Below are 23,335 nucleotides of genomic sequence, written 5' to 3' on the forward strand. Positions count from 1 at the left end.
AGATAGAGAGTCAGGGAGTCGCGCGTCCGCGCGATCTCCCGAACCTGCCTCCCCGCTCATCTGGCCGCGGGGATTGCCCGCGACCGTTCCGGCCGTCCGGCCGTCCGGCCGTCCGGCCGTCCGGCAGCCTGACCTTCCGACTCATCTGAAGCGGCGGTTTTCGCGCGTTTTCGAAATAGGAAGGGATTTCCATAATGGAAATTATTTCCACAAAATTCCTATGATCGCCCCCGGCCGACTCCGTGACAGCGGAGCAGCCGGCCAGCACCAGCAGAGCGCTCGCACCTCTGCGCCATCGATCAGAACGAGGAGACTCCCTTGGAATTTGGCAAATCTTTGACTTTCAGGCTTGCATCGACCGCGGCCCTGGCACTGGCCGTGACCGCATGCGGAGGAGGAGACGGCGGTGGCGGCGGCATCCCCTTCACGGCCCTGCCCGCTTCGCCGGCCGCACCCAGCAGCCCGGCGGCGCCCGTCCAGGAGGCGCCGCCCGCGCCGGCGGACCCGGTCGCGGAGGCGCCCGACGACAGCTTCGACACCTACTACAACGTCTGCAGAGGCACGAACCCCAAGTGCTACAACGACTGGGGCGCCTTTGCCACCACGCCGGACCGGGTGCTGGTCTATTCGCGCACGGCGGGCCCGCGCCATGCGGTGCTGGGCACGCCGATGGCGGCCGGCCTGAACCCCGTGATGAACCCGGACAACGTGATGCAGGCGGGCCTGGTGCGCATGCTGTCGGCCGAGGGCATCACCGTCGACTGGACGGAAGACGTCGCGATCCTCAGCGGCCGCATCAACAACTACAAGGCGATCATCTTCGCGAGCTCGAACCGGGACACCTTGTGGAACGGCGCGGTCAGCACGAGCCAGGACGCGGCGCGCACCGCGCTGCGCAACTACATGCGCCGCGGAGGCGGCTTCGTCGGGCTGCACAACGCCTTCGGCGCGGAATACAACTGGCCCTACTACGAAGGCCTGCTCGGCAACGCGAACTTCTACAACCACGGTCCGAACCGCGGCGGCGATGTCGAAATCGTCTCGGACGATCCGTCGACGAAGGACGTGCCCAAGCGCTTCTCCTTCCAGGACGAGTGGTACAACCTGATGCCCTTCCCCACCAAGGTGAAGTTCCTGGCCAAGGTCGATACCTCGACCCTGAAACCGCTCACCTCGGCGCCGCACCCGGGCCACGCCGACTTCCATCCAGTCGCCTGGTGCCAGTACTACGACGGCGGCCGCGCATGGCTCACGACCCTCGGCCACAACGCCCACTCGTTCACCGCTGACCTGCAGGGCGTCGGTGCCATCGAGTTCCAGAAGCTCGTCGTCCAGGGCGTCAAGTCGGCCATGGGCCTCACGCCTTTCTGCACCGAGTAACGCCGGCAACCGTTCACGGGACAGACATCCATGAAGCAAAAATCATTGGTCACGTTGCTGATTTCCTGCGGCGTGCTCGCATCGCCATTGCTGATCACTGCCTGCGGCGGCTCGAGCGGCGACGGCGCACCCTTCCTGCCGGTAGCGCCGGCTCCCGCGCCGCCACCGTCATCCAGCGCGCCGCCGCCAGCGCCGCCGCCGGTGGCCGGCGCGCCCGCGGCCGACCTGTCGGACTGCTGCACCGCCGGCGACAAGGACTTTCCCAAGGTGGGAGGCAACCTCGGCAACCAGAACTACTCCAGCCTGCGCAAGATCGACAAGAGCGCGATCGGCCGATTGGGTGGCGCCTGGGTCAACCAGATCGAAGGCGGCATGACCACCGGCAACAACCAGAGCACGACGGTGGTGGTCGATGGCGTCATCTACATCGAGTCCGCCCTCGGCAACGTGATCGCGGTGGACGGCAAGACCGGCCTCACCAAATGGAAATGGACCACGCCCTACGGCGGCATCACCCGCCGCGGCGTGGCCGTCGCGAAGGACCTGGGCCTGGTGTTCACCGTGGCCACCGGCAACCGCCTGGTGGCCCTGCGCACCGACACGGGTGCCATCGCCTGGATCAAGCAGTATCCGAGCAGCACCACCGACCCCGACTATCAGGGCGCCCTGCAGAAGGTGGCCCTGGTCTATCACGACAAGCGCCTCTACCTGGGCACCAACGACGGCAACCGCGGTGCCGCCTTCTCCGCCGATGCACTGACCGGCAAGGTGCTGACGTCGTTCTGGGGCGTGCCGCGCGCCGGCGAGATCGGCTACGACACCTGGGGAGGTGCCGCCGAGTCCGATCGCACGGGCGCGACACCCTGGATCCATCCAGCCGTGGACCCGGAGCTGGGCCTCGTCTACTGGACCTTCGGCAACGTGCGCGGCGGCTCGTCGCAGAACGGTTCCGCACGTCCCGGGCTGAACCTGTTCGCCAACTCGATCGTCGCCCTCGACCTCAAGACCGGCGAGTACAAGTGGCACTTCCAGTCCGTCCACCACGACATCTGGGACATGGACAACGTCATGTCGCCGGTGCTCGCGGACGTGAAGATCGACGGGCGTGATCGCAAGGTCGTGATCTACGGAAGCAAGACCGGCATGTACTACATCCTCGACCGAAAGGACGGCAGCGCGCCGCTGGGCATCGACGAAGTGCCGGTCAAGCAGGATGCCCGCCAGGCCAGCTGGCCCACGCAGCCCATGCCGCGCCAGGGCGCATGGACCGAGACCTGCATCGTGGACCAGCCGCTGGGCACGGCGATTCCGGGCGACCCCAACCGCGCGGTGCCGAACTATGTGAAGGGTTGCCTGTACGACGCGCATTGGGACGTGCCCATCCTCTCCATTCCGGGGCACGGGGGCGGTGCCAACTGGAACCACCAGTCGTACAGCCAGCGCACCGGCCTGGTCTACACGGGCATGGGCTACGTGTCCGCCGCACACTCGCTGACCGAGGCGAGCAACGGCCTGCGCCCGCCGGGCACCTACATGACGGGCGCCGTGGTGGCCGTCGATCCGGGCACCAACCTCGTCAAGTGGAAGAAGCAGATGCCGTACTCCCTTGCGCACGGCAACGGCATCCTGACCACGGCGTCCAACCTCCTCTTCATCGGCCAGCCCGACGGCAACCTGCTGGCCATGGATGCCAACGACGGCAGCGAGCTGTGGCGCTTCCAGACCGGCGCCGCGATCAGCGCCAGCCCGATCACCTACGAGATCGACGGCGAGCAGTATGTCGCCGTGTTCTCTGGCGGTACGAGCATTCCGTATGGCGACTCGGCCCCTCGCGGCGACCGCCTCTGGGCGTTCAAGGTCGGTGGCACGGTGCAGCCGCCAGCAACGCCGATTCCGCCTGTCGTGCGTCGCCCGGTGTCGGGGTCGGCCGTGGAAGGCGCGGCGCTGCCCACACCCAACACGGTGTTCCTGGCACGTGTGCAGACCGCCGGGAATGCGCCAGGGGCTGCCGAGTCGACGGCGGTCAACGCCATGACCCCGACCTTCATGCGCGTGCCGGTGAACACCACCGTGACCTTCACCAACCCGGCCGACAACGCCAACACGCATTGCGCCACCCAGTTCTTCGAGGGTCGCTTCAACTTCAGGCTGGCGCCTGGACAGTCTGCGAACCACACGTTCGACGCGCCCGGCGAGTACTTCTACAACGACTGCCACAGTCCGCGCCCCACGGGCAAGATCGTCGTGTACTGAGCTGCGCCGTTCGCAGGCTCCATGAAAAAAAACACCGGCATTTGCCGGTGTTTTTTTTGGAGCGGCGCAGTGCGATCAGCGCAACCGCTGCTCGAGCGGGTCTCCGACCAATGCGACCCGGCCATCGGGACGGCGGATCCACAGACGCTCGTTGCCATGGCCGTCATCGGCTACGAAGAGCACCGCATCCGCGAGCGCGCGAAAGCCCAGCGGCATCGAATTGCGCGGACCCGCCGCGACATCGGCCACGGCGCGGGTCCCGGCCGACGAACCGTCGCTCGTCCAGGGCTCGACGCCGCGCGCGGCCCCGCCGTTCGCCGAGAACCACAGCCGCGAGCCGATGGCGGCGAAGCGTGCCGGAGAGCCGCTTTCGGCGCCCGGTGCGATGTTTTTGACGAGTGCGGTCCCCTTTGCCGTGCCGTCGCTGCGCCACAGTTCCGCACCGGACACACCGTCGGTCGCGGCGAAATAAAGCCGCCCTCCCATCGTCGACAACGGGCTCGCAATGGCACCCTCGGCGCCCGGACGGATGTCCGCCACAAGCGTCGTGCCGGCGGTGGTGCCGTCACTCCTCCACAGTTCGGTGCCATGGACGCCATCGTTGGCGGCAAAGTACAGCATGCGATCGAGTGCGACCAGATGCGCGGGGCGCGAGGACGCTTCGCCCGGGCGGATGTCCTTCACCATTCGCGTGCCCTGATCGGTGCCGTCGCTCTTCCACAGCTCGGCCCCGTGCACACCGTCGTTCGCGGTGAAGTAGATGCTGTCGCCCACGGCGGTCAGGCCTTGAATGTCCGCATCCTCGATGCCCGGGCGGATGTCCTTCACCAGGCGTGTGCTCTGCGGCGTTCCCTCGCTGACCCAGAGCTCATGGCCATGCTCACGCGTGGTCGCGGTGAAGAACAGGCGCTTGCCGGCCACCGTGAGCTGGCGTGCGACTGCCCGGGGGCCGGTGTTGATCGAGGACACGCGCGTGGTGGTTGTCGCGCTGCCCGACGTCTTCCACACCTGGAAGCCGGTGCTGCCGTCGTTGGCGACAAAGTACAGCGCGTCGCCAAACACCGTCAGCTCGCTGGGCATGGAGCCTTCCTCGCCTGGGCGCAGGTCGATCACTAGCGAAGTGCCTGCAGCCGTTCCATCGGTGCGCCAGAGTTCGAGGCCGCGCTCGCCGTCCGTGGCCGTGAAGTACACACGGCCACGGAACGGCGTCTGCCAGACGGGGAAAGATCCCCGGAAGCCGGGGCGGATGTCCTTGAGCATCTTCGTGCCCGCGGCGCTGCCGTCCGTGATCCAAAGCTCCTGGCCCGAGCTCGCGTGGAAGGCGGAAAAAAGCATCCGCCCGCCCAGCGGCGTCAGTCCGGTGGGAGAGACGAAGGCCAGCCGCTGGCGCTGCTCGGGAAGAACTTCGCGCTCGGGATCCTGAGCGAACGCGGCCGATTGGGCGAGGAGCGCCAGCGCGGCGAACCACGCGGGGCGCGCGAAGCGCATCGCAGCCTTGGCCATCTCAGCCCCCGAACCATCGGGCCGGCACCGTCACCAGTTGCGGGAACAGCACCATGACGAACATGATGGCGAACTCGGCCGCCATGAACGGCAGCACGCCGCGGGTGACGTCGTCCATCTTCATCTTCCCGACACCGGCAACGACGTTCAGCACCACCCCCACGGGCGGGGTGATGAGCCCGATGGAGTTGTTGATGATGAACATCACGCCGAAGTAGACCGGATCGATGCCCGCGGCGATGACGACCGGCATCAACACCGGCGTCAGGATCAGGATGGTGGGCGTCATGTCCATGGCCGTGCCCACGGCCATGACCAGCACCATGATCGTGATCATCAGGAGGATCTTGTTCCCCATGAAGGGCTGGAGCAGACCCACCACCTTGGACGGCAGGTCCGCCACCGTGATCAGCCAGGCGCTGACCATGGCCGCGGCAATCAGGAACATGACCACGGCGCTCGTCTTCGCGGCGCTCACGAACACCTTGTAGAGCTCGCCGAAGCTCAGCTCGCGATAGATGAAGGTGGCGACGAAGAACGCGTAGACGGCCGCGACCACGGCAGCTTCCGTCGGCGTGAAGACACCCATGCGCAGGCCGACCAGGATGATGACCGGCAGCATCAATGCCCAGCCCGCGTCCCGCGCGGCCTTCATGACTTCGCGTGCCGGCTTGCGCGGCGGCGGCTGGATCTTCTCGTGCCGCACGAGCCATGCCCAGGTCACCCACAGTGCGCCGCCGATCAGCAAGCCCGGCACGATGGCGGCCAGGAACAGCTTGGAGATCGACACATTCGCGGCGACGCCGAATATCACCAGGCCGATGCTGGGCGGAATCACGGGGCCGATGATCCCCGTGGCGGCGATGAGGCCGCCCGCCCGTGCCTTGTCATGGCCCGCCCTGACCATCATCGGCAGCAACAGTGCGGTCAGCGCGGCGGCGTCCGCGACGGCCGAACCCGAGAGCGCCGAGAGCAGGCAGCCGGCCATGATGGTCACGTAGCCCAGGCCTCCTCGCACGTGCCCGACCAGTGCCAGCGCAAGGTCGACGATGCGCTTGGACAGGCCACCGGCATTCATGATCTCGCCGGCCAGCATGAAGAACGGCACCGCCAGCAGCGGAAAACTGTCGGCACCGCCGATCACGTTCTGCGCGAGGATCTGTGCGTCGAACAGATCGAGGTGCCACATCAGCGCCACGCCGCATGCGAGCAGCGAGAACGCGATGGGAATGCCCATCGCCATGGCCAGCAGCAGGGAGCCCACGAAAACGAGTATGGTCATTTGCGCGCTCCTGGAGCCTCATCTTTCGATCCGAGGATCTGCTTGAGCTGGACGGCCTCCTCCGACTCCTGGATCATCACGAGCTCGTCATCGGCGATGCGCCCCGTGAGCAGCCGAAGCAGATCGAGCGCCAGGATGAACCCGGCCAACACCGAGAACACCACGCCGGAGGCATAGACGATGGCCATCGAAGCGCCGGTGACCGGTGCCGTGACGTCCCAGTTGATGCGCGCCTGCGCCACGCTGCCCTGGAACAGGAGCCAGACGATGTAGAGCATGACCACGTGGCCTACCGCCAGGCAGATCTTCTTGCCGAGGGGCGGCAGCTTCTGAACAACCATGTCCACGCCCAGGTGGCCGTGTTCCTTGAGCGCGACCACCGCGCCGAGGAAGGTCATCCAGATGAAGAGCCAGCGCGACACCTCTTCGGACATGGTGATGCCCGAATTGAAACCGTATCGCAGCACCACGTTGCCGAACACGAGCACCACCATGACCGCGAGCGCGGCGGCGATCAGTGCCTCGATGCCGGCACAGCACCGATCGATCCATTGATTCATCTTGTTTTCTCTCTGGCGGTCCGTCCTCGCCGGACAGCACGGTGTTTCAGGAGGCGGCCACCTGCTTTTGCATGTCGACCAGTGCGCGCAACGCCGCCAGGTAGGAATGCGGCCCCAGTCCCTGCACCGTGCCTTTCACCGCCGGCGAGATGATCGAGTGCGCACGCCATGTCTCGCGTGCGGCGATGTTCGACATGTGCACCTCGATGGTCGGAAATGGCATGGCCTTGATCGCGTCATGCAGCGGCACGCCGTGCTGGGTCAGCCCTGCGGGGTTGACCAGCGCGCCTTGGGCATCGTCGATGTGGGCATGCAGGAAGTCGATGAGATCGCCTTCGTGGTTCGACTGGATCGTCTCCAGTGCCACGCCGAGTTCGCTTGCCAGCGCTTGCAGCTGGGCATTGATTTCCGCGAGCGTGGTCTTGCCGTAGATATGCGGTTCGCGGCGCCCGAACAGGTTGAGGTTCGGGCCGTGGAGAACGAGGATTTTCATGAGGGAAGCCGAGCGGGCGGTCATTGTTTGCGGATGCGGGCGAGCTCGTCGTTGTAGAGCTTGACGATGGCGGGGTCGTACTGCGCCGCGAACTTGTCGATCGCCGGCTTGGCGATCTCGCGCATGCGCACTTGTTCTGCCGCGCTCACTTCGTTGAACTGCGCGCCCTTGGCTTGCAGGTCGCCGATCGCCTTCTGGGCAGCGGCACGGCTGACCTGGCGCTGATAGCCGCGCGCCTCGTTGGCGGCCTCATTCATCATCTTCTGCTCGGCGGCGCTCAGCGAGTCCCAGAACTTCTTGCTGACCAGCACGATGTTGGCCGCATACACGTGGTTCGTGGCGCTCACGAACTTCTGCACCTCAAAGAACTTGTTCGACAGGATCACCGAATACGGGTTCTCCTGGCCGTCGACCGCTTTCGACTCGAGCGCGCCATAGAGCTCGGCGAAGGGCATCGGCACCGGATTGGCCTTGAACGACTTGAACGTCTCCAGGAACACCGGGTTGGGAATGACCCGGATCTTCAGTCCCTCGAGATCCTCCGGCTTGGCGATGGGGCGCTTGCTGTTCGTCACGTTGCGAAAGCCCAGGTCCCAGTAGCCCAGCGCCACGAGGCCCTTCTCCGGCAGCTTGGCGATCAGTGCCTGTCCCAGCGGGCCGTCGAGCAACGCATCGGCCTGCGCGAAGTTGTTCACCGAGAACGGGAAGTCGACCAGGCCGAACTCCTTGACGATCCCCGCCAGCGAGGTGGTGGCCGGTGCCGACATCTGCTGCACGCCGCCCTGCAGGGCGGACTGCTGCTGCATCTCGTTGCCGAGTTGAGAGGCCGGGTACTCCTGCACCTTCATCTTGCCGCCGCTCTTGGCAGCGAGCAGTTCGGCGAAGCGCTTCACGCCGAAGCTCACGGGATGGTCCGCATTGTTGAGATGGCCGAAGCGGATCACCCGCTCCTGCTGGGCCCAGGTCGGGGCGACAAGGCCGATGCACAGGCCGGCGACGGCAAGCGTTCGAAGAAGTTTCACAGGTATCTCCAAAAGGGTGCAGAAAAGTCTGACTGGCCCGATTCTGAGTTTTTCGGAAAAACTTTCCATAATGGAAATCCCTTCCCGTGATCTGATAGAGTGACGATGTCGCAACGCCACGCAACCGGAGACACGAAATGAGCGAAATGCTGGGACGCAGCTTCAAGGTCTTGGAATACCTGGCGGAGCATCCGCACGGCGTTGCACTGTCCACCGTGGCCAGTCAATTGCAGATCCCGTTGAGCGCATCGCACCGATTGCTGACCGAACTGATTCGCTGCGGCTACGTGCGCCAGGACATTGCCGACGGCCACTACGTGCTGACCATCAAGCTCGTCTCCGTCGGTCTGTCGTTCCTGAGCAATTCGGGCATCGTGGACGTGGCGCAGCCACTGCTCGACCAGCTTGCCGCGACCTCCGGCGAACTGGTGCGCCTGGCAGTGGTCGACGGTGAAGACCTGACCTTCGTGGCCAAGGCGCAAGGGGCAACGCACGGACTTCGCTACGACCCGGACATGGGGCTGTCGGTCACCCTGTCGTGCAGCGCGGCAGGGCATGCGTGGCTTTCGACCATGAGCGAGGACGATGCGGTGGCGCTGGTGGCCAAGAAGGGCCTGGGCAAGCCAGAAGACTACGGCCCGAAGGCGCCCACCACGCTCAAGGCGGTGATGACCTACGTGAAGGCGGCCCGCCAGCGCGGCTTCAGCATGATCAACGAGGTCTTCGCACCGGGAATGACCGCCATGGCCGCGCCGGTCTTCGCTTCCGGCGGTTCGGTCATCGGTGTTATCACCATCGCGGGGCCCGCCGTCAGGCTGACGCAGCAACGCATGGAGGCACTGGGACCCGCGCTGCTCGCCACGGTCGAGGAAGTCGCGCGTGCCAGCGGTGCTTCGGCGCTGTTCAAGAAAAGAGCATGAATGACACAACGAGGAGACAAACGCCATGAGGAAGAACTTGATTCACAGGCTGCTGGCAGCCGCTGTTGCCGCCACGGCCTTGCTTGCGGCATCGGGTGCGGCTGCGCAGGTCAAGGAGCGCACGCTGAAATTCGCGTTCCAGAACCAGGCGGGTCATCCGCAGGCGCTGGGCGCGCAGAAATTCGCTGACCTCGTGGCCGCCAAGTCCGGCGGCAAGATCGCGGTGAAGCTGTTTGCCGGCGGCGTGCTGGGCGGCGACCTGCAAACTGTGTCGGCCCTGCAGGGCGGAACCATCGAGCTCACGGTGCTGAACGCGGGCATCCTCTCGGCGCAGGTGAAGGAATTCGCGGCTTACGACTTGCCGTTCCTCTTCAACAGCGCCAAGGAGGCCGATGCGGTCACCGATGGCCCCTTCGGCCAGAAGCTCATGGCCAAGCTGGAAGACAAGGGCCTGCACGGCCTGGGCTACTGGGACCTGGGTTTTCGCAATCTCACCAACAGCAAGCGGCCGATCACGAAGGCGGATGACATTGCGGGCCTGAAGATCCGCGTGATCCAGTCGCCGATCTACATCGACCTGTTCACGGCACTGGGCGCAAACGCCACGCCGCTGCCGTTCCCCGAGCTCTACCCTGCGCTCGACCAGAAGGCCGTCGACGGCCAGGAGAACCCGAACACGACCATCCTGTCGTCGAAGTTTTCCGAGGTGCAGAAGTACATCACCCAGACCCGGCACATCTACAACCCGCAGGCGCTGCTGATCAGCAGGAAGACCTGGGACGGCATGAGCGCGGACGAGAAAAAGATCATTGCGCAGGCGTCGGCCGAAGCCACGCTGTTCCAGCGTGCAGCCTCTCGCGGCGCCGCCGATGGCGCACTCGACGCCCTGAAGAAGGCTGGCATGGTCGTTTCCGAGATTCCGCCGCAAGAGACCGCGAAGCTGCGTGCCAAGGTCCAGCCGGTGATCGACAAATATTCAGCGTCCGTGGGCGAAGCCACCGTCGCGGAGTTGATGGCTGAAGTCGAGAAGGCGCGGAAATAGCGCGAGCTTCAGCTCTCGCCAACGCCGCTCCGCGGCCTGGCCCCTACTGGGCCGTCGAAAGCGCCTTCAGCCGCGTCAGCAAGGCACCGACGATGTCGCCCCAGGGCCGACGCTCGGCCGGTGCGACCCACAGCCCGAATGCGACGCGGAAGACCGCGATGCCCGACTCCGCCAGCAGGCTCGCGTCGGGCTCGGCGAATCCCCTGGCGCGCAAAGCCTCGGCCAGCGCCGTGGACAGCCTTGCGAGCTTGATCAGCTCTCGCTCGCGCAGTTCGCCGTTGGCTGCGATCACCGCAGCGCGCAAGCGGGCGAAGCCGCGGCGGTCCTCGTCGAAAAAATCGGCCGGCGCCTGCAGCGCGAAGGCAATGGCATCCATGGCCGTTGCATCCATCGGGGCGCTGTGCAGCGCAGCCACCATCGATTCCTGCAAGACCTCCGATCCGCTGAAGAGCACCTCGCGCTTGTCGGCGAAATAGCGGAAGAACGTTCTTGAAGTCAGGCCCGCGCGCTCGGCGATGGCGGCGACGGTCGTCTGCTCATAGCCGATCTCCGCGAACAACTCCATGGCCGCCATGCGCAGGCGCCCTTCCCCATCCGGCTCCCAGCGACCCATCGCATCCTCATAGTGTTGACACAGAGTGACATCATAGGCCTACAATGATGTCACTCAATGACATCAAAGGAGCGCACATGCGAATTCTCGTCACCGGAGCCTCGGGCTGGATCGGATCGGCCAGCGTCGTCGAGCTGATCTCCGCGGGACACCAAGTGCTCGGCCTCGCCCGCAACGAAGAGGCCGCGGCCAAGATCCGAAAGCTCGGCGCTGAAGCGGTGAAGGGCTCGCTCGACGATGTGGCCAGCCTGCGCGCCGCCGCCGAACGCGCCGAGGGCGTGGTGCATCTCGGATACAACCACGACTTCTCGCAGATGGCCGATGCGGCGCGCACCGACCGTGCGGCCATCGACGCCTTCGCCGATGTCCTCCACGGCACCGGCGGCCCGCTGCTGATTGCGTCGGGCACCCTCGGCCTCGCGCCCGGACGAGTCGGCACCGAGAGCGACATGCCGAATCCGGCGGTGCACCCGCGCGTGGCCAACGCGGCATACACGCTCGGCCTGGCCGAACGCGGCATTCGCTCGCTCGTGGTGCGCTTTGCCCCGACAGTGCACGGCGCCGGAGGCGACCACGGCTTCGTCGCCACGCTGGCGAAGATCGCCCGCGCGAAAGGCGTGTCGGCCTACCTCGGCGAGGGCCGCAACCGCTGGTCCGCCGTCAACCGGCTGGACGCAGCCAGGCTCGTGCGGCTGGCGGTAGACAAGGCGCCGCCCTCCACCGTGCTGCATGCGGTGGCCGAGGAAGCCATCGCCACGCGCGACATTGCCGAGGCCCTCGGCCGATCGATGCAGGTGCCGGTGGAGTCGGTTCCGGTCGATCGCGCGGCTGCGCACTTCGAGTGGATCGGCCTGTTCTTCGGCGCCGACGCGCCTGCATCCAATGAAAGGACTCGCGAGCTTCTGGACTGGGAGCCGAGCCACGCGACGCTGCTGGAAGACATCGCCGCCGGGCACTATCCCGGCCGCTGAAGCGGCCGCCGAGCCGTGGCGCCGTTTTTCGACTTCTTCCTCGCTAGCACGCCCGTAAGAATCAGCCTACGTCAAAAGACGCAATCTGGCGCTTCTTGCAACGCGTTTCCGACGCTTCGCCAAAGGTAGGATCGTCCATAGTGAAACTTCACGCCAGCAGCTCAACTGCATGGCGCATGCGTTCGGGCAGGGGCGCTGCACGTTTCACCGGACGACTCCAAAAACATCCGATGAGGAACTCATGAGAGAAGAATTCGAAGCGCTGCTCGCCACCGTGCGGGAAGAAGAAAAAGACGTCGTCGATGCCTGGCTGACCGAGGCAAGGCTGACGGACACCGGCGCGAGGCGCGCAGCCGAGACCGAGGCCCGCGACATCCTGAGCCAGCTGCGCCAGGCGCTTGAGAGCGGCGGCGACCCCTCCCGTCTGGACAGCGCCGCATGGGCGCCGTTGCGCGAGGTGCTGGGCGACCTGTCGAAAACCCGCGCGGCCAAAGGCCAGTCGGCGGCGGACACCAGCATGTTCCTGCTCGCTCTCAAGAAGCCCCTCTTCTCTTCGTTGCAGCGCCGCCTTGCCGCCAACCCCGAAGCCATGGCGGCGTCGCTCTGGTCGCTCTCGACGACCGTCGACAAGCTCGCGCAACACACGGTGGGCATCTACCAGCAGGCGCGGGAAGAGATCATCCGCCGCCAGCAGGAAGAGCTGCTCGAGCTGTCCACACCCGTGGTCAAACTGTGGGACGGCGTGCTCGCCGTGCCGATGATCGGCGTGCTCGACAGCAGTCGCACGCAGATGGTGATGGAGGCCCTGTTGCAGAAGATCGTGGAAACCGGCTCCGAGCTGGCCATCATCGACATCACCGGGGTGCCCACGGTCGACACGCTGGTGGCGCAGCACCTGCTCAAGACGGTCACGGCCATTCGCCTGATGGGCGCCGACTGCATCATCAGCGGCATCCGTCCGCAGATCGCGCAGACCATCGTGCACCTGGGCATCGACCTGCAGGGGGTGCGCACCAAGGCCACGCTCGCCGATGCGCTCGCGCTCGCGCTTCAGCAGACCGGCTGGCGCGTCTCGCGCGACAAGTGAGCGGCAGGCCTTATGGACCGCATCCCAATTCTTCGCATGGGTGACACGCTGCTGGTCACCATCCAGGTCGACATGCAGGACCAGACAGCGCTGACGCTGCAGGACGATCTGTCCAACCAGATTGCCAAGACCGGCGCATCGGGCGTCATGATCGACATCTCCGCGCTCGAGATCGTCGACTCCTTCGTCGGCCGCATGCTCACCAGCATCTCGGGCATCGCCCGCATCCTCTCGGCCACGACCGTCGTCGTCGGCATGCAGCCGGCGGTGGCGATCACGCTGGTCGAGCTCGGGCTGTCGCTCGACGGTGTGCGGACCGCGCTCAATGTCGAGCGCGGCATGGAGCTCCTGCGGCGTTCCCGTCAGGAGAACGCGTTTGGCCACTGAACAATCCGGCACGTTGCCTTTGCTCAGCGAGCAGAACATCGTCGCGAGCCGGCAGTTGGTGCGCACGCTCTGCCAGGAGCTGAAGTTGTCCCTGGTCGACCAGACCAAGATGATCACCGCGGCCAGCGAGCTTTCGCGCAACACGCTCATCCACGGCGGCGGTGGCCGGATGCGATGGGAATTCGTGGAGCGCAACGGTCGCCGAGGCCTGATGCTGCACTTCGAGGACGAGGGTCCGGGCATCGCGGATCTCGCGCTCGCCCTGACTGACGGCTGGACCAGCGGCAGCGGCATGGGCCTGGGCCTGCCCGGGAGCAAGCGGCTTGTGAACGAGTTCGACATCGCATCGGCGTCGGGACAGGGCACCCGAGTGAGCATCACCAAGTGGAAATAGTCACCGGCTGGACCCACAAGGCCTTCCCCATGACCGACGCCAGTTGCGTCGGCGAGGCACGGCGCCACGCCGCGCAGGCAGTCGCGAACATGGGCTGGAACGAGGTCGATGCGGGTCGACTGGCACTGGTGGTGACGGAGTTGGGCACCAACCTGCATCGCCATGCGAGGAACGGGCGGCTGTTGATCGCGGCGCACCAGGAGACGGGCGAAGCCGGCGAGGTCGAGGTCATCTCGATCGATGACGGACCCGGCATCGCGGACCTTTCCCTTGCGATGCAGGATGGCCACTCCTCGGGCAGCACGCCGGGTACCGGGCTGGGCGCGGTGCGCCGCCTGGCCAGCGAATTCGACATCCACTCCAGCATGCCGGGCGGCACGGTGAGCGTGGCGCGCATGCGTCCCGCCGTGTCTTCCGCCGAGGGGACATGGCATGTTGCCGACAGACAGATCGGCGCGATCTGCCTGCCCGCGCCGCACGAAGCCGTCTGCGGCGACGGCTGGGCGGCCGCGATCCATGACGAGCGGACCACCGTACTGCTGGCCGACGGGCTGGGGCACGGCCCGGAAGCCGCCAAGGCCTCGCAGGCCGCCACGGCCGCCTTTGCCTCTTGCTGCGAAGGAGATCTGCGCGAGACCGTGCAGAAGGTGCACCGCGAACTTCAGACCACCCGGGGCGCCGCGGTCTGCGCCCTGCGCATCGACACGGCCGACGCCACCGTCACCTACACCGGCGCCGGCAATATCGTGGGCCGGGTAATGTCGGGTGTGTTCGACAAGTCGCTCGTCACCCAGCATGGCACCGCGGGCATGCAGATCCGCAAGCCGGAGACCGCCTCGCTGGCGCTGCCTGCGCACGCGCTGGTGATCCTGCACAGCGACGGCATCGAGACGCGCTGGAACGTCGATCGCATCCGGCCACTGCTGCAAAAGGACCCGACGCTGGTGGCCGCGGTTCTTTTGCGCGACCATACACGTCACCGCGACGACGCCACCGTCGTGGTGATCCGTCAAAAGGAATAACCGATGAACAGCACCGGCCTGGCCGACTGCGACGACTCGCAAGCAGCGCTGGCAGCCAGCCGACGCGAAGTCGATGAACTGCGCGCGGAACTCGAGGAAACCAACCGCGGCGTGGTGGCGCTGTATGCAGAGCTCGATGCGCAGGCCGAGCAACTCAAGAAGGCCACCGAACTCAAGAGCCGTTTCCTGGCCTACATGAGCCATGAGTTCCGCACCCCGATCAGTGCGATCCGCAGCATCGCTCGCCTGCTCAGCGACCGCCTGGACGGACCGCTGACGCCGGAGCAGGAAAAGCAGGTCGGCTTCATCGACGGCACCGCGAAGGAGCTGGCCGAGATGGTCGACGACCTGCTGGACCTGGCCAAGATCGAGGCGGGCCGCGTCGACATCTCGCCGGCCTGGTTCGAGATGGTCGACCTGTTCTCCGCGCTGCGCGGCATGTTTCGCCCGGTGCTGCACAACCCCGCCACCGCCCTGATCTTCGAAGAGCCTGAGGGCTTGCCCAAGCTCTACACGGACGACCGCAAGCTGTCGCAGATCCTGCGCAACTTCATCTCGAACGCGCTCAAGTTCACGCCGCAGGGCGAGGTTCGGGTGAACGTCATTCGCGTGGGCGAGGATGCCCTGAAATTCTCGGTCTCCGACACCGGCATCGGCATTGCGCCCGAACACCACGCCGCGGTGTTCGACGATTTCTCGCAGGTCGATTCCCCCGTGCAGAAGCGCCTGCGCGGCACCGGACTGGGCCTGTCCCTCAGCCGGCAGCTCGCGGTGCTGCTCGGGGGACATGTCGAGGTGGCGAGCGAGCTGGGCAAGGGTTCGGTGTTTTCGGTGACGGTCCCGGTGCAGTGGCCCCGCCAGGCATCCGCGCCACAGGAATAGGCATGCCGAGCGGACCCCTGATCAACACCACGATCGACCGGTCGCGCCATACGGTGCTGGTGGTCGACGACAACCCCACGACGCGCTACGCGACCGCGCGCACGATCCGCGCTGCGGGTTTCCAGACCCGTGAAGCAGGCACTGGCGGCGAAGCGCTGGAACTCGCATCCCGGCAGATTGCCGCCGTGGTGCTCGATGTGCATCTCCCGGATTTCAGCGGCTTCGAGGTATGCCGCGAGCTGCGGGTGCAACCATCGACCGCCACCCTGCCCGTGGTGCACCTGTCGGCCACCTTCGTGCGCAACGAGGACAAGGTGGCAGGCCTCAACGCCGGCGCCGACGCCTATCTGGTGCACCCGGTCGAGCCACCCGTGCTCATCGCCACGCTGCAGGCCCTCATCCGTGCCCGCATGGCAGAGGAGAAACAGCGCAACAGCGAGGCGCGCTTCCGTGCGATCCATGACCATGCACCCACCGGCATCGCACTGATCGATGCCGAGGGGCGCTTTGCCGACGTGAATCCGGCGCTGGTCGCCATGCTCGGACAGCCGCGCGACGTCCTGGTCGGCCAGCCGGTCAGCGCCTTTGCACCCGGCGAGTGGACCGCATTCGTGAACGCCCACACGCAGGGGGCGCAGCTCCCCTCGGCGCCATGGAAAGGCGAATTTCCCCTGTTGCGGCTCGACGGCTCCTGGATACGGCTCGAATGGACCATGTCCGGCCACATCGAGCCCGGCCTGCGCGTGGGCATCGCGCTCGATGTATCGGAGCGCTTCGAGCTGGAGGCGCGCCGCCGCGAAGTGCTGGAGCGCGAGCAGGCGGCGCGCGTTGCCGCCGAGCGGCTGAGCCGGACCAAGGACGACTTCGTGGCGGTGCTCTCGCACGAATTGCGCAACCCGCTCAACGCGATCAGCGGGTGGGTGCATGTGCTCAAGGTCGGTGGGCGAACCCCCGAGCAGATGGAAAAAGGGCTTGCCGCCATCGATCGCAGCGTCAAGGCGCAGACACGGCTCATCGCCGACATCCTGGACGTCTCACGCATCAGTTCCGGAAAACTGCGGCTTCACCGCGAGTGGGCGGAGCCACGCGCCCTGGTGAGCGCGGCGATCGAGGCGCTGGCCGCCCCGGTGGCGGCCAAGCGGCTGGACATCGTGTTCGACCGGCAGGAGGCCGACGCGCCCGCCTGGCTCGACGCCACGCGGTTCCAGCAGATCGTCTGGAACCTGCTTTCGAATGCCATCAAGTTCTCCGGCGAGGGCGGGCGCATCCTGATCGAGCTGCAACGGCAGGACCACATGTTGCATCTGTCGGTGCGGGACTTCGGCCGCGGCATCCGCGCGGACTTCCTGGAGCACCTGTTCGACCGCTTTTCCCAGAGCGACTCCCCCGACAACCGATTTCATGGCGGGCTCGGGTTGGGGCTGTCCATCGTGAAGAACCTCGCCGAGCTGCATGGCGGCGGCGTGTCGGCCCACAGCGAGGGCGAGGGCCACGGCGCAACGCTGCGCGTGACGCTCGGCGTCGTTCCTTCGGACGAAGCGTCGATCCTGCTTCCGGATACGCCGGAGTCGCAGGCGGGCAGGCCAGCCCCTGCCATGAGCGGCGTGCTGCATGGCCTCGATGTGCTGGTGGTCGAGGACAACGCGGATGCGAGCGAGATCATCACGGTGGTGCTGGCCGACGCCGGCGCCAGCGTCCGGCTGGGCGTCGATGTCGAAAGCGCCCTGCAGCTGTTCGACCAGAAATGGCCCGATGTGCTGATCAGCGACATCGGCCTGCCGGGCCGGGACGGCTACGACCTGATCCGCGAAGTGCGCGAGCGCGAACGCCTGCTCGGCAAGCCCAGGCTGTTCTCGGTCGCCCACACGGCTTTCACCCGTCCGCAAGACCTGGCGAAGACCACGGAGACAGGCTTCGATGCACACCTCGGGAAGCCGTTGCAGCCGCATGCGCTGGTCGCGCTGGTGGCCAGCCGCACCACGGCGGGCTGACGCTACTGCGTGAAATTGTCTTTGAGCAGATCGATGACGTCTGACGAGCGTCCGCTCAGGACGGCCTTGGCCGAATACAGCATGGTGCCTGCGACCTGGGCGAATTCCACCTTCGGCGGCATCACCAGTTCGGTCCGGTTGACGCTCACGTCCAGCAAAGCGGGGCCGGGATGCGCGAGGAACGCGCGCACCGCATCGGGCAGATCCTCAGCGCGCTCGACCTTCTGCCCGTAGAAGCCGATCACCTCTGCCAGCCGGGCGAAGTCGGGGTTGAGCAGGTCGGTGTAGTTGTCGAGCAGGCCTTCGACCTTCTGCTCCAGCTCGACGAAGTTGAGGCTCGCGTTGTTGTAGACCACCACCTTGATCGGCAGCTTCTCCTGCACGGCGGTCATCAGGTCGCCGAGCAGCATCGCGATGCCGCCGTCGCCCGAAAGTGAAATGACCTGGCGCCCGGGATAGGCCTTCTGCGCGCCAAGAGCCTGAGGCATGGCATTGGCCATGGTGCCGTGCAGCAGGCTCACCAGGGTGCGCCGGCGTCCGTTCATCGTCAGGTGGCGCAGCGACCACACCATCGGGCTGCCGCCGTCCGCCGTGAAGATCGCATCGTCAGCGGCCATCTCGTCGATGACGCGCGTCAGGTGCTGCGGATGAATCAGGCCTTCCTTGCCCGGACGCTCGTCGCGGCGCAGCGTTTCCACCGCCTCTTTCCTGTGGCGCAGACAATCATCGAGAAAGCTTCGGTCGCTGCGCTCTTCCAGCAGCGGAATGAGCGCCTCGATGGTGGCGGCCACGTCGCCGACCAGCCCCAGCGCCACGGGATGGCGCCGCCCGAGGTGGCTGCCGTCGATATCGATCTGCGCGATGGTGGCCTTGGCCGGGTAGAACTGGCTCCACGCGAAGTCGGCGCCGAGCAGCAGCAAGGTGTCGCACTCCTGCAAGGCGCGGTAGCCCGACTCGACACCGAAGATGCCGGTCATGCCCATGTTGAAGGGGTTGTCGTACTCCACGAAATCCTTGGCGCGGGAGGTGTGCGCGATCGGTGCCTTCAGGCATTGCCCCAGTGCGAGCAGCATCTCGTGCGCGCCTTCGCAGCCGTGGCCGGCGTAGATCGCGATCTTGCGTCCCTTGCCGAGCAGCGCGGCCAGCTGCGACAGCTCCGCATCGTTCGGCCGCAGCACCGGCCTGGCTCGGTGCACCGCGTACGTCAGGCCTTCCTTCACCTCGGTCTGCGCGATGTCGCTCGGCAGGATGATCACCGCCACGCCCTTGCGCGAGAGGGCCGCCTGTGCCGCGAGCGCAGTGAGCCGCTGCGCCTGTTCGGCCGAGTACACCTGTTCGCAGAACACGGTACAGCTCGCGTAGAGCGACTTGAAGTCGACCTCCTGGGGGAATTCCATGCCCAGCTCGGTCGTGACAACCTGGCTGGCGATCAGCACCACAGGCGCGCGATTGCGGTTTGCCTCGAACACGCCGTTGATGAAATGCAGGCCGCCCGGGCCGCAGGAGCCGGCACAGGCCGTGAGTTCGCCTGTCAGGTAGGACTCGGCACCGGCGGCGAATGCGGCCGCCTCTTCATGCCGCACGTGGACCCATTCGATGTCGCTGCGGTGGATGGCATCGGTGACATGGTTCAGCGTGTCGCCGACGATGCCGTAGCAGCGCTTGATGCCCGCATGCTGAAGGGTTTCGACGACGAGTTCGGCGACTTTGCGTTGAGCCATGGAGAGGGTCCTGGGGGGCGTTGTCTCAGGCATATGCCTGATCCCAGGAGGCTATGGCCACGGCGCGAAGACACCGTCGGCAGGCGTCGGCAGCGCCGGTAGGATGGCGCCGCACCGGCCCGCGAAGGCCGATGCTGCGCCACATCAGTTCACTTCGCCTCGATGGCGACTCCTCTCTTGCGCGCCTGGAAGACGAACGAGACAACCTGCCAGGCCACGAAGACCGCGATCAGGCTCAGCAGCGTGCCGCTGATGGGGCGGGTCACGAAGGCGCCGAAGCTGCCGCGGCTCAGCAGCATCGCGCGGCGGAAGTTTTCCTCCAGCATCGGGCCGAGGATGAAGCCGAGCATCAGCGGCGCCGCATCGAGCTCCAGGCGCATGAACATGTAGCCCATGAAGCCGAAGGCGGCCGTGATGAAGACGTCTTCCAGGTTGTTGTTCACGCTGTAGGTGCCGATGCAGCAGAAGAACAGGATCGACGGAAACAGCACGGCGTACGGGATCTTGAACACCGACAGCCAGTACCGCACCAGCGGCACGTTCAGCACGAGCAGGAAGACATTGCCGATCCACATGCTGGCGACCAGGCCCCAGAACAGGTCGGGATGGCTGCCGATCATGTTCGGCCCCGGCTGGATGCCCTTGATGATGAAGGCGGCCAGCATCAGCGCCATCACGGCGTTCTCCGGAATGCCGATGCTCATCAGCGGAATGAAGCTCGTGCGTGCGGCGGCTTCGTCGGCAGCGGCCTGTCCGGCCACGCCTTCGATGCAGCCGGAGCCGATCTCGTGCTTGTACTTGCTGACCTTCTTGTCGATCGCGTAGGCCGCGAACTGCGCGATGGTGGGGCCGCCGCCGGGCAGGATGCCCAGGAAGGAGCCGATCACGCTGCCGCGCAGCGCGCTGGGGATGATCCGCATGAACTCGGCCCGGGTCGGGATGAGATTGATCTTGCCGTTGAAAGGCGAGCGCTCTTCACGCGAATCGAGATTCTTCGTGATCTCGGCGATGCCGAAGCAGCCCAGCGCAATGCTCACGATGCCGACGCCGTCCACAAGGAAAGGCAGGTCCATGGTGAAGCGCTGTGCGCCGCTGTTGACGTCGGTGCCGATCGTTCCCAGCAGCACGCCGATCATGCACATGGCCAGGCCGTTGAGCAGGCTGCCCGTGGTGACGAAGCTCACGCACACGAAACCCACCAGCATCATCGCGACGTAGTCGGCGGGGCCGAACAGGAAGGCGACCTCGCCGAGCACCGGAGCCAGGAAGGTCAGCACCAGGATGGCGACCGTGCCGCCGATGAAACTGGAGAAGCCCGCGGTGAATAGCGCCAGCCCCGTCTGCCCCTTGAGCGTCATCGCGTACCCGTCGATACACGCCACGATGCTGCTGGCGTGCGGGATCTTCATCGTGATGGCACTCACGCTGTCGCCGTACTGCGCGCCGTAGTAGATGCCGGCGAGCATGATGAGCGCGCCGGTCGTGGGAATGGAGTACGTCAGCGGCAGCAGCAGGCTGATGGTCGCCAGCGGCCCGAGGCCGGGCAGCAGGCCCACCAGCGTACCCACGGTGCAGCCGATGGCGCAGAACATCAGGTTCTGCCACGTCAGGGCATGCGAAAAGCCGAATGCGAGATTGTTCAGGACTTCCATGATCGTCGCCTCAGAAGAGTGGCAGGTTCAGGCCGAGGAGCTTCTGCAGCGCCAGCGCCATCACGATCAGGCCGGCCGAGACCTTGACGTTGCGCACCCACGAGTACGAGCTGCCTGCGAACGCCGAGCAGAACACCATGAAGACGATGCCCGCGATCATGTTCAGGAAGGTGGAAATCAGCGCGAACCCGCAGAGGCTTCCGAGGATGAGCGAGATGTTCTTGAAGTTGAAGTCGAGCTTCACCGGCGCGACGAAGAACGACCGGATCACGGTCGACACGCCGATCACCAGCAGCATCGCACTGACCATGGCCGGGAACAATCCCGGTCCTGCGCGACTCAAGTCTCCAATGGGGTAGCGAAGCGCCGTGAGGCCGAAGGCCAGCGCGATTGCCATGAGGAAGAGTCCTCTGACAAGGTTCCTGTTTTTCATAGTTCCCGATTTACTGGGTTGTCCAAAGTCACCGGCGCGGACAACTCCGCCCCGGCCCCGTCTCCATCCGGGTGGAACCCGGACGAACGGATGCTCTCGGGCGTACCTGAGCGTTGTCTGACGCCGCCGTAAGGGGAACTACGTATCTCTCGGTGAGCGCAAGCCCGCGCGGGCTTGCGCCGCTGCTCTTCTATACGGTCACGCTCCTCGCGGCGTCCAGCGTGCGCTTGGCACGCATCGCCTTGCGCACCGTGGACCAGGCTGCCCAGGCCAGCATCGCGGCGGTGCATGCCAGCAGCGAGGCACTGATGGGGCGTTCGACGAAGACCATGGCGTCACCGCGCGACAGCAGCATGGCGCGGCGCAGATGTTCCTCCAGCATCGGCCCCAGGATATAGCCCAGCAACAGCGGCGCCGGCTCGAAGCGCAGCACCATCAATGCGTAGCCCATGATGCCGAGGGCGGCCACCGCATAGATGTCGACGGCGTTGTTGTTGACGCTGTATACCCCGAGCGCCACGAACACCAGAATGGCCGGATACATCCACGCGAAGGGAATGCGAAGCAGCGCGACCCACAAGCCGATGGTCGGCAGGTTCAGCACCACCAGCATGATGTTGCCGATGGCAAAGCTCACCACCAGGCCCCAGAAGAGGTCGGGCTGCTCGGTGATCAGCATGGGCCCGGGCTGGATGCCGTGGATGATCAGCGCACCCAGCATCACGGCCATGACCGCGTCGCCGGGAATGCCCAGCGACAGCGAAGGCACGAAGGCCGTCTGCGCCGAGGCGTTGTTGGCAGATTCGGGGGCGGTGATGCCTTCGATGGCACCGTGGCCGAACCGGCTCGGGTCCTTGGCCACTTTCTTCTCGATCGCATACGACATGAACGCCGCGATCGACGGCCCCACGCCGGGCAGTGCCCCCAGCGCCGAGCCCAACGCCGAGCCGCGCACCATCGGCTTGATCGTGGCCCTGAACTCGCCCGACGTGGGCACCATCGACCTGAGCGTGACCTTCTCGGGCTTCTGGTTGGTGTCGGCCGAGTTGATGCAGCGCACCACCTCCGCGACGCCGAACAGACCCATGGCCAGCGCGATCAGGTTGATGCCGTCCATCAGTTCGGGCACGTCGAAGCTGAAGCGCGCGACACCCGAATTGACATCGGTCCCGACCATGCCCAGCAGCAGGCCGAACACCACCATGCACAGGCCCTTGGCGGGCGATCCGGAAGTCATGGAGGAGGCTGCGACCAGGCCCAGCACCATCATCGAGAAGAACTCGGCCGGCCCGAACTTCAGTCCGATGCCGGCGATGACCGGCGAGAAGAGCACGAGCAGGATCAGGCCCGACATCGCGCCGACCAGCGACGCGATGGTGGTCACGAACAGCGCGACACCCGCCTTGCCTTTCCTGGCCATCGGATAGCCGTCAAGGCAGGTGACCGCCGATGACGGCGTGCCCGGCAGGTTCAACAGAATGGAGGCGGTCGAGCCGCCGTACTGCGCGCCGTAGTAGACGCCGGCGAGCATGATGATCGCCGCGGTCGGCGGCATGTGATAAGTCAGCGGCAGCAGCAGCGAGATCGCGGCCAGCGCGCCGATGCCGGGCAGCACGCCGACCACGGTTCCGAGCAGGACCCCGAAGAAGCAGTAGGCGAGCGTGATGGGTTCGGCGGCGACTTGCAGGCCGAGCCAGAGATTGCTGAGAAGGTCCATGGAATGTCGA

21 protein-coding genes are annotated in these 23,335 nt (G+C 65.9%); 11 read left to right on the plus strand and 10 right to left on the minus strand.

What is annotated here, in order from left to right; genetic code table 11:
- Positions 1-318: 318 nt before the first annotated feature.
- Both C4F17_RS32425 and C4F17_RS32430 read left to right on the plus strand, forming a co-directional pair.
- Positions 319-1,380, plus strand: coding sequence for a ThuA domain-containing protein (locus tag C4F17_RS32425; RefSeq protein ID WP_234383088.1), 1,062 nt, complete (start codon positions 319-321; stop codon positions 1,378-1,380).
- 30 nt (positions 1,381-1,410) lie between these two features.
- Entirely contained in the window at positions 1,411-3,633 is a 2,223-nt protein-coding gene (locus tag C4F17_RS32430) for an outer membrane protein assembly factor BamB family protein (protein WP_106938443.1), read from the plus strand.
- Between the two features lie 75 nt (positions 3,634-3,708).
- Here C4F17_RS32430 and C4F17_RS32435 read toward each other — a convergent pair whose 3' ends face one another.
- The 5 genes from C4F17_RS32435 to C4F17_RS32455 are packed head-to-tail and all read right to left on the minus strand — an operon-like array spanning position 3,709 to position 8,493.
- Complete coding sequence (locus C4F17_RS32435; protein ID WP_106938444.1) at positions 3,709-5,136, minus strand: ELWxxDGT repeat protein; 1,428 nt, start codon at positions 5,134-5,136, stop codon at positions 3,709-3,711.
- Position 5,137: 1 nt separating this feature from the next.
- On the minus strand, positions 5,138-6,418 hold the full coding sequence (locus tag C4F17_RS32440; protein ID WP_081267754.1) for a TRAP transporter large permease: 1,281 nt from the start codon (positions 6,416-6,418) through the stop codon (positions 5,138-5,140).
- Positions 6,415-6,978, minus strand: coding sequence for a TRAP transporter small permease (locus C4F17_RS32445; RefSeq protein WP_081267755.1), 564 nt, complete (start codon positions 6,976-6,978; stop codon positions 6,415-6,417). Before C4F17_RS32445 ends, C4F17_RS32440 begins: the two co-directional genes overlap by 4 nt.
- Positions 6,979-7,024: 46 nt before the next feature.
- Positions 7,025-7,471, minus strand: a complete 447-nt coding sequence (locus tag C4F17_RS32450; protein WP_081267756.1) for a type II 3-dehydroquinate dehydratase — start codon at positions 7,469-7,471, stop codon at positions 7,025-7,027.
- 20 nt (positions 7,472-7,491) lie between these two features.
- On the minus strand, positions 7,492-8,493 hold the full coding sequence (locus C4F17_RS32455; RefSeq protein ID WP_081267757.1) for a TRAP transporter substrate-binding protein: 1,002 nt from the start codon (positions 8,491-8,493) through the stop codon (positions 7,492-7,494).
- A gap of 137 nt (positions 8,494-8,630) precedes the next feature.
- On the opposite strand from C4F17_RS32455, the gene C4F17_RS32460 reads away from it, so the two are divergent.
- Positions 8,631-9,413, plus strand: a complete 783-nt coding sequence (locus C4F17_RS32460) for an IclR family transcriptional regulator (RefSeq protein ID WP_081267758.1) — start codon at positions 8,631-8,633, stop codon at positions 9,411-9,413.
- A gap of 25 nt (positions 9,414-9,438) precedes the next feature.
- A complete protein-coding gene (locus C4F17_RS32465; protein ID WP_106938445.1) occupies positions 9,439-10,455 on the plus strand; it encodes a TRAP transporter substrate-binding protein in 1,017 nt (338 codons plus the stop codon).
- Positions 10,456-10,498: 43 nt separating this feature from the next.
- On the opposite strand, the gene C4F17_RS32470 is transcribed toward C4F17_RS32465, so the two are convergent.
- Complete coding sequence (locus C4F17_RS32470) at positions 10,499-11,068, minus strand: TetR family transcriptional regulator (RefSeq protein ID WP_106938446.1); 570 nt, start codon at positions 11,066-11,068, stop codon at positions 10,499-10,501.
- 77 nt (positions 11,069-11,145) lie between these two features.
- Between C4F17_RS32470 and C4F17_RS32475 the strand changes: the two genes are divergently transcribed.
- The 7 genes from C4F17_RS32475 (at position 11,146) to C4F17_RS32505 (ending at position 17,802) form a co-directional block, all read left to right on the plus strand.
- Complete coding sequence (locus C4F17_RS32475) at positions 11,146-12,039, plus strand: SDR family oxidoreductase (protein ID WP_106938447.1); 894 nt, start codon at positions 11,146-11,148, stop codon at positions 12,037-12,039.
- Positions 12,040-12,280: 241 nt separating this feature from the next.
- Entirely contained in the window at positions 12,281-13,126 is an 846-nt protein-coding gene (locus C4F17_RS32480; RefSeq protein WP_106938448.1) for an STAS domain-containing protein, read from the plus strand.
- A 12-nt stretch (positions 13,127-13,138) separates the two neighbouring features.
- Positions 13,139-13,513 carry an STAS domain-containing protein gene (locus tag C4F17_RS32485; protein ID WP_081267763.1) on the plus strand — a complete coding sequence of 125 codons (375 nt, stop codon included), beginning with the start codon at positions 13,139-13,141 and terminating at the stop codon, positions 13,511-13,513.
- Positions 13,503-13,907 carry an anti-sigma regulatory factor gene (locus tag C4F17_RS32490; protein ID WP_081267764.1) on the plus strand — a complete coding sequence of 135 codons (405 nt, stop codon included), beginning with the start codon at positions 13,503-13,505 and terminating at the stop codon, positions 13,905-13,907. The genes C4F17_RS32485 and C4F17_RS32490 overlap by 11 nt, the downstream gene beginning before the upstream one ends.
- The gene (locus tag C4F17_RS32495) at positions 13,898-14,929 is read left to right on the plus strand and encodes an ATP-binding SpoIIE family protein phosphatase (protein WP_234383090.1); all 1,032 of its coding nucleotides are present in this window, start codon (positions 13,898-13,900) and stop codon (positions 14,927-14,929) included. The genes C4F17_RS32490 and C4F17_RS32495 overlap by 10 nt, the downstream gene beginning before the upstream one ends.
- 3 nt (positions 14,930-14,932) lie before the next feature.
- Entirely contained in the window at positions 14,933-15,811 is an 879-nt protein-coding gene (locus C4F17_RS32500) for a sensor histidine kinase (RefSeq protein WP_106938450.1), read from the plus strand.
- 2 nt (positions 15,812-15,813) lie between these two features.
- Positions 15,814-17,802, plus strand: a complete 1,989-nt coding sequence (locus C4F17_RS32505; protein WP_106938451.1) for a hybrid sensor histidine kinase/response regulator — start codon at positions 15,814-15,816, stop codon at positions 17,800-17,802.
- A 2-nt stretch (positions 17,803-17,804) separates the two neighbouring features.
- On the opposite strand, the gene C4F17_RS32510 is transcribed toward C4F17_RS32505, so the two are convergent.
- The 4 genes from C4F17_RS32510 to C4F17_RS32525 form a co-directional block, all read right to left on the minus strand.
- Entirely contained in the window at positions 17,805-19,523 is a 1,719-nt protein-coding gene (locus C4F17_RS32510; RefSeq protein ID WP_106938452.1) for a thiamine pyrophosphate-dependent enzyme, read from the minus strand.
- 149 nt (positions 19,524-19,672) lie between these two features.
- Positions 19,673-21,175 (minus strand): tripartite tricarboxylate transporter permease, encoded by a 1,503-nt coding sequence (locus tag C4F17_RS32515; protein ID WP_081267769.1) that lies wholly within the window; start codon positions 21,173-21,175, stop codon positions 19,673-19,675.
- A 10-nt stretch (positions 21,176-21,185) separates the two neighbouring features.
- Positions 21,186-21,572: a tripartite tricarboxylate transporter TctB family protein gene (locus C4F17_RS32520; protein WP_081267770.1), complete on the minus strand. Its 387-nt coding sequence runs from the start codon at positions 21,570-21,572 to the stop codon at positions 21,186-21,188.
- Between the two features lie 226 nt (positions 21,573-21,798).
- A complete protein-coding gene (locus C4F17_RS32525) occupies positions 21,799-23,325 on the minus strand; it encodes a tripartite tricarboxylate transporter permease (protein WP_106938453.1) in 1,527 nt (508 codons plus the stop codon).
- Between the last annotated feature and the right edge of the window lie 10 nt (positions 23,326-23,335).

Origin of the sequence: Variovorax sp. PMC12, assembly GCF_003019815.1 — a bacterium.
GTDB lineage: Bacteria > Pseudomonadota > Gammaproteobacteria > Burkholderiales > Burkholderiaceae_C > Variovorax.

Excerpts from the sequence above, each read along its gene's own strand:
- C4F17_RS32430 (WP_106938443.1), top strand. The coding sequence starts at position 1,411 with ATGAAGCAAAAATCATTGGTCACGTTGCTGATTTCCTGCGGCGTGCTC.
- C4F17_RS32435 (WP_106938444.1), bottom strand. The coding sequence starts at position 5,136 with ATGGCCAAGGCTGCGATGCGCTTCGCGCGCCCCGCGTGGTTCGCCGCG.
- C4F17_RS32440 (WP_081267754.1), bottom strand. The coding sequence starts at position 6,418 with ATGACCATACTCGTTTTCGTGGGCTCCCTGCTGCTGGCCATGGCGATG.
- C4F17_RS32445 (WP_081267755.1), bottom strand. The coding sequence starts at position 6,978 with ATGAATCAATGGATCGATCGGTGCTGTGCCGGCATCGAGGCACTGATC.
- C4F17_RS32450 (WP_081267756.1), bottom strand. The coding sequence starts at position 7,471 with ATGAAAATCCTCGTTCTCCACGGCCCGAACCTCAACCTGTTCGGGCGC.
- C4F17_RS32460 (WP_081267758.1), top strand. The coding sequence starts at position 8,631 with ATGAGCGAAATGCTGGGACGCAGCTTCAAGGTCTTGGAATACCTGGCG.
- C4F17_RS32465 (WP_106938445.1), top strand. The coding sequence starts at position 9,439 with ATGAGGAAGAACTTGATTCACAGGCTGCTGGCAGCCGCTGTTGCCGCC.
- C4F17_RS32470 (WP_106938446.1), bottom strand. The coding sequence starts at position 11,068 with ATGGGTCGCTGGGAGCCGGATGGGGAAGGGCGCCTGCGCATGGCGGCC.
- C4F17_RS32475 (WP_106938447.1), top strand. The coding sequence starts at position 11,146 with ATGCGAATTCTCGTCACCGGAGCCTCGGGCTGGATCGGATCGGCCAGC.
- C4F17_RS32480 (WP_106938448.1), top strand. The coding sequence starts at position 12,281 with ATGAGAGAAGAATTCGAAGCGCTGCTCGCCACCGTGCGGGAAGAAGAA.
- C4F17_RS32485 (WP_081267763.1), top strand. The coding sequence starts at position 13,139 with ATGGACCGCATCCCAATTCTTCGCATGGGTGACACGCTGCTGGTCACC.
- C4F17_RS32500 (WP_106938450.1), top strand. The coding sequence starts at position 14,933 with ATGAACAGCACCGGCCTGGCCGACTGCGACGACTCGCAAGCAGCGCTG.
- C4F17_RS32505 (WP_106938451.1), top strand. The coding sequence starts at position 15,814 with ATGCCGAGCGGACCCCTGATCAACACCACGATCGACCGGTCGCGCCAT.
- C4F17_RS32510 (WP_106938452.1), bottom strand. The coding sequence starts at position 19,523 with ATGGCTCAACGCAAAGTCGCCGAACTCGTCGTCGAAACCCTTCAGCAT.
- C4F17_RS32515 (WP_081267769.1), bottom strand. The coding sequence starts at position 21,175 with ATGGAAGTCCTGAACAATCTCGCATTCGGCTTTTCGCATGCCCTGACG.
- C4F17_RS32520 (WP_081267770.1), bottom strand. The coding sequence starts at position 21,572 with ATGGCAATCGCGCTGGCCTTCGGCCTCACGGCGCTTCGCTACCCCATT.
- C4F17_RS32525 (WP_106938453.1), bottom strand. The coding sequence starts at position 23,325 with ATGGACCTTCTCAGCAATCTCTGGCTCGGCCTGCAAGTCGCCGCCGAA.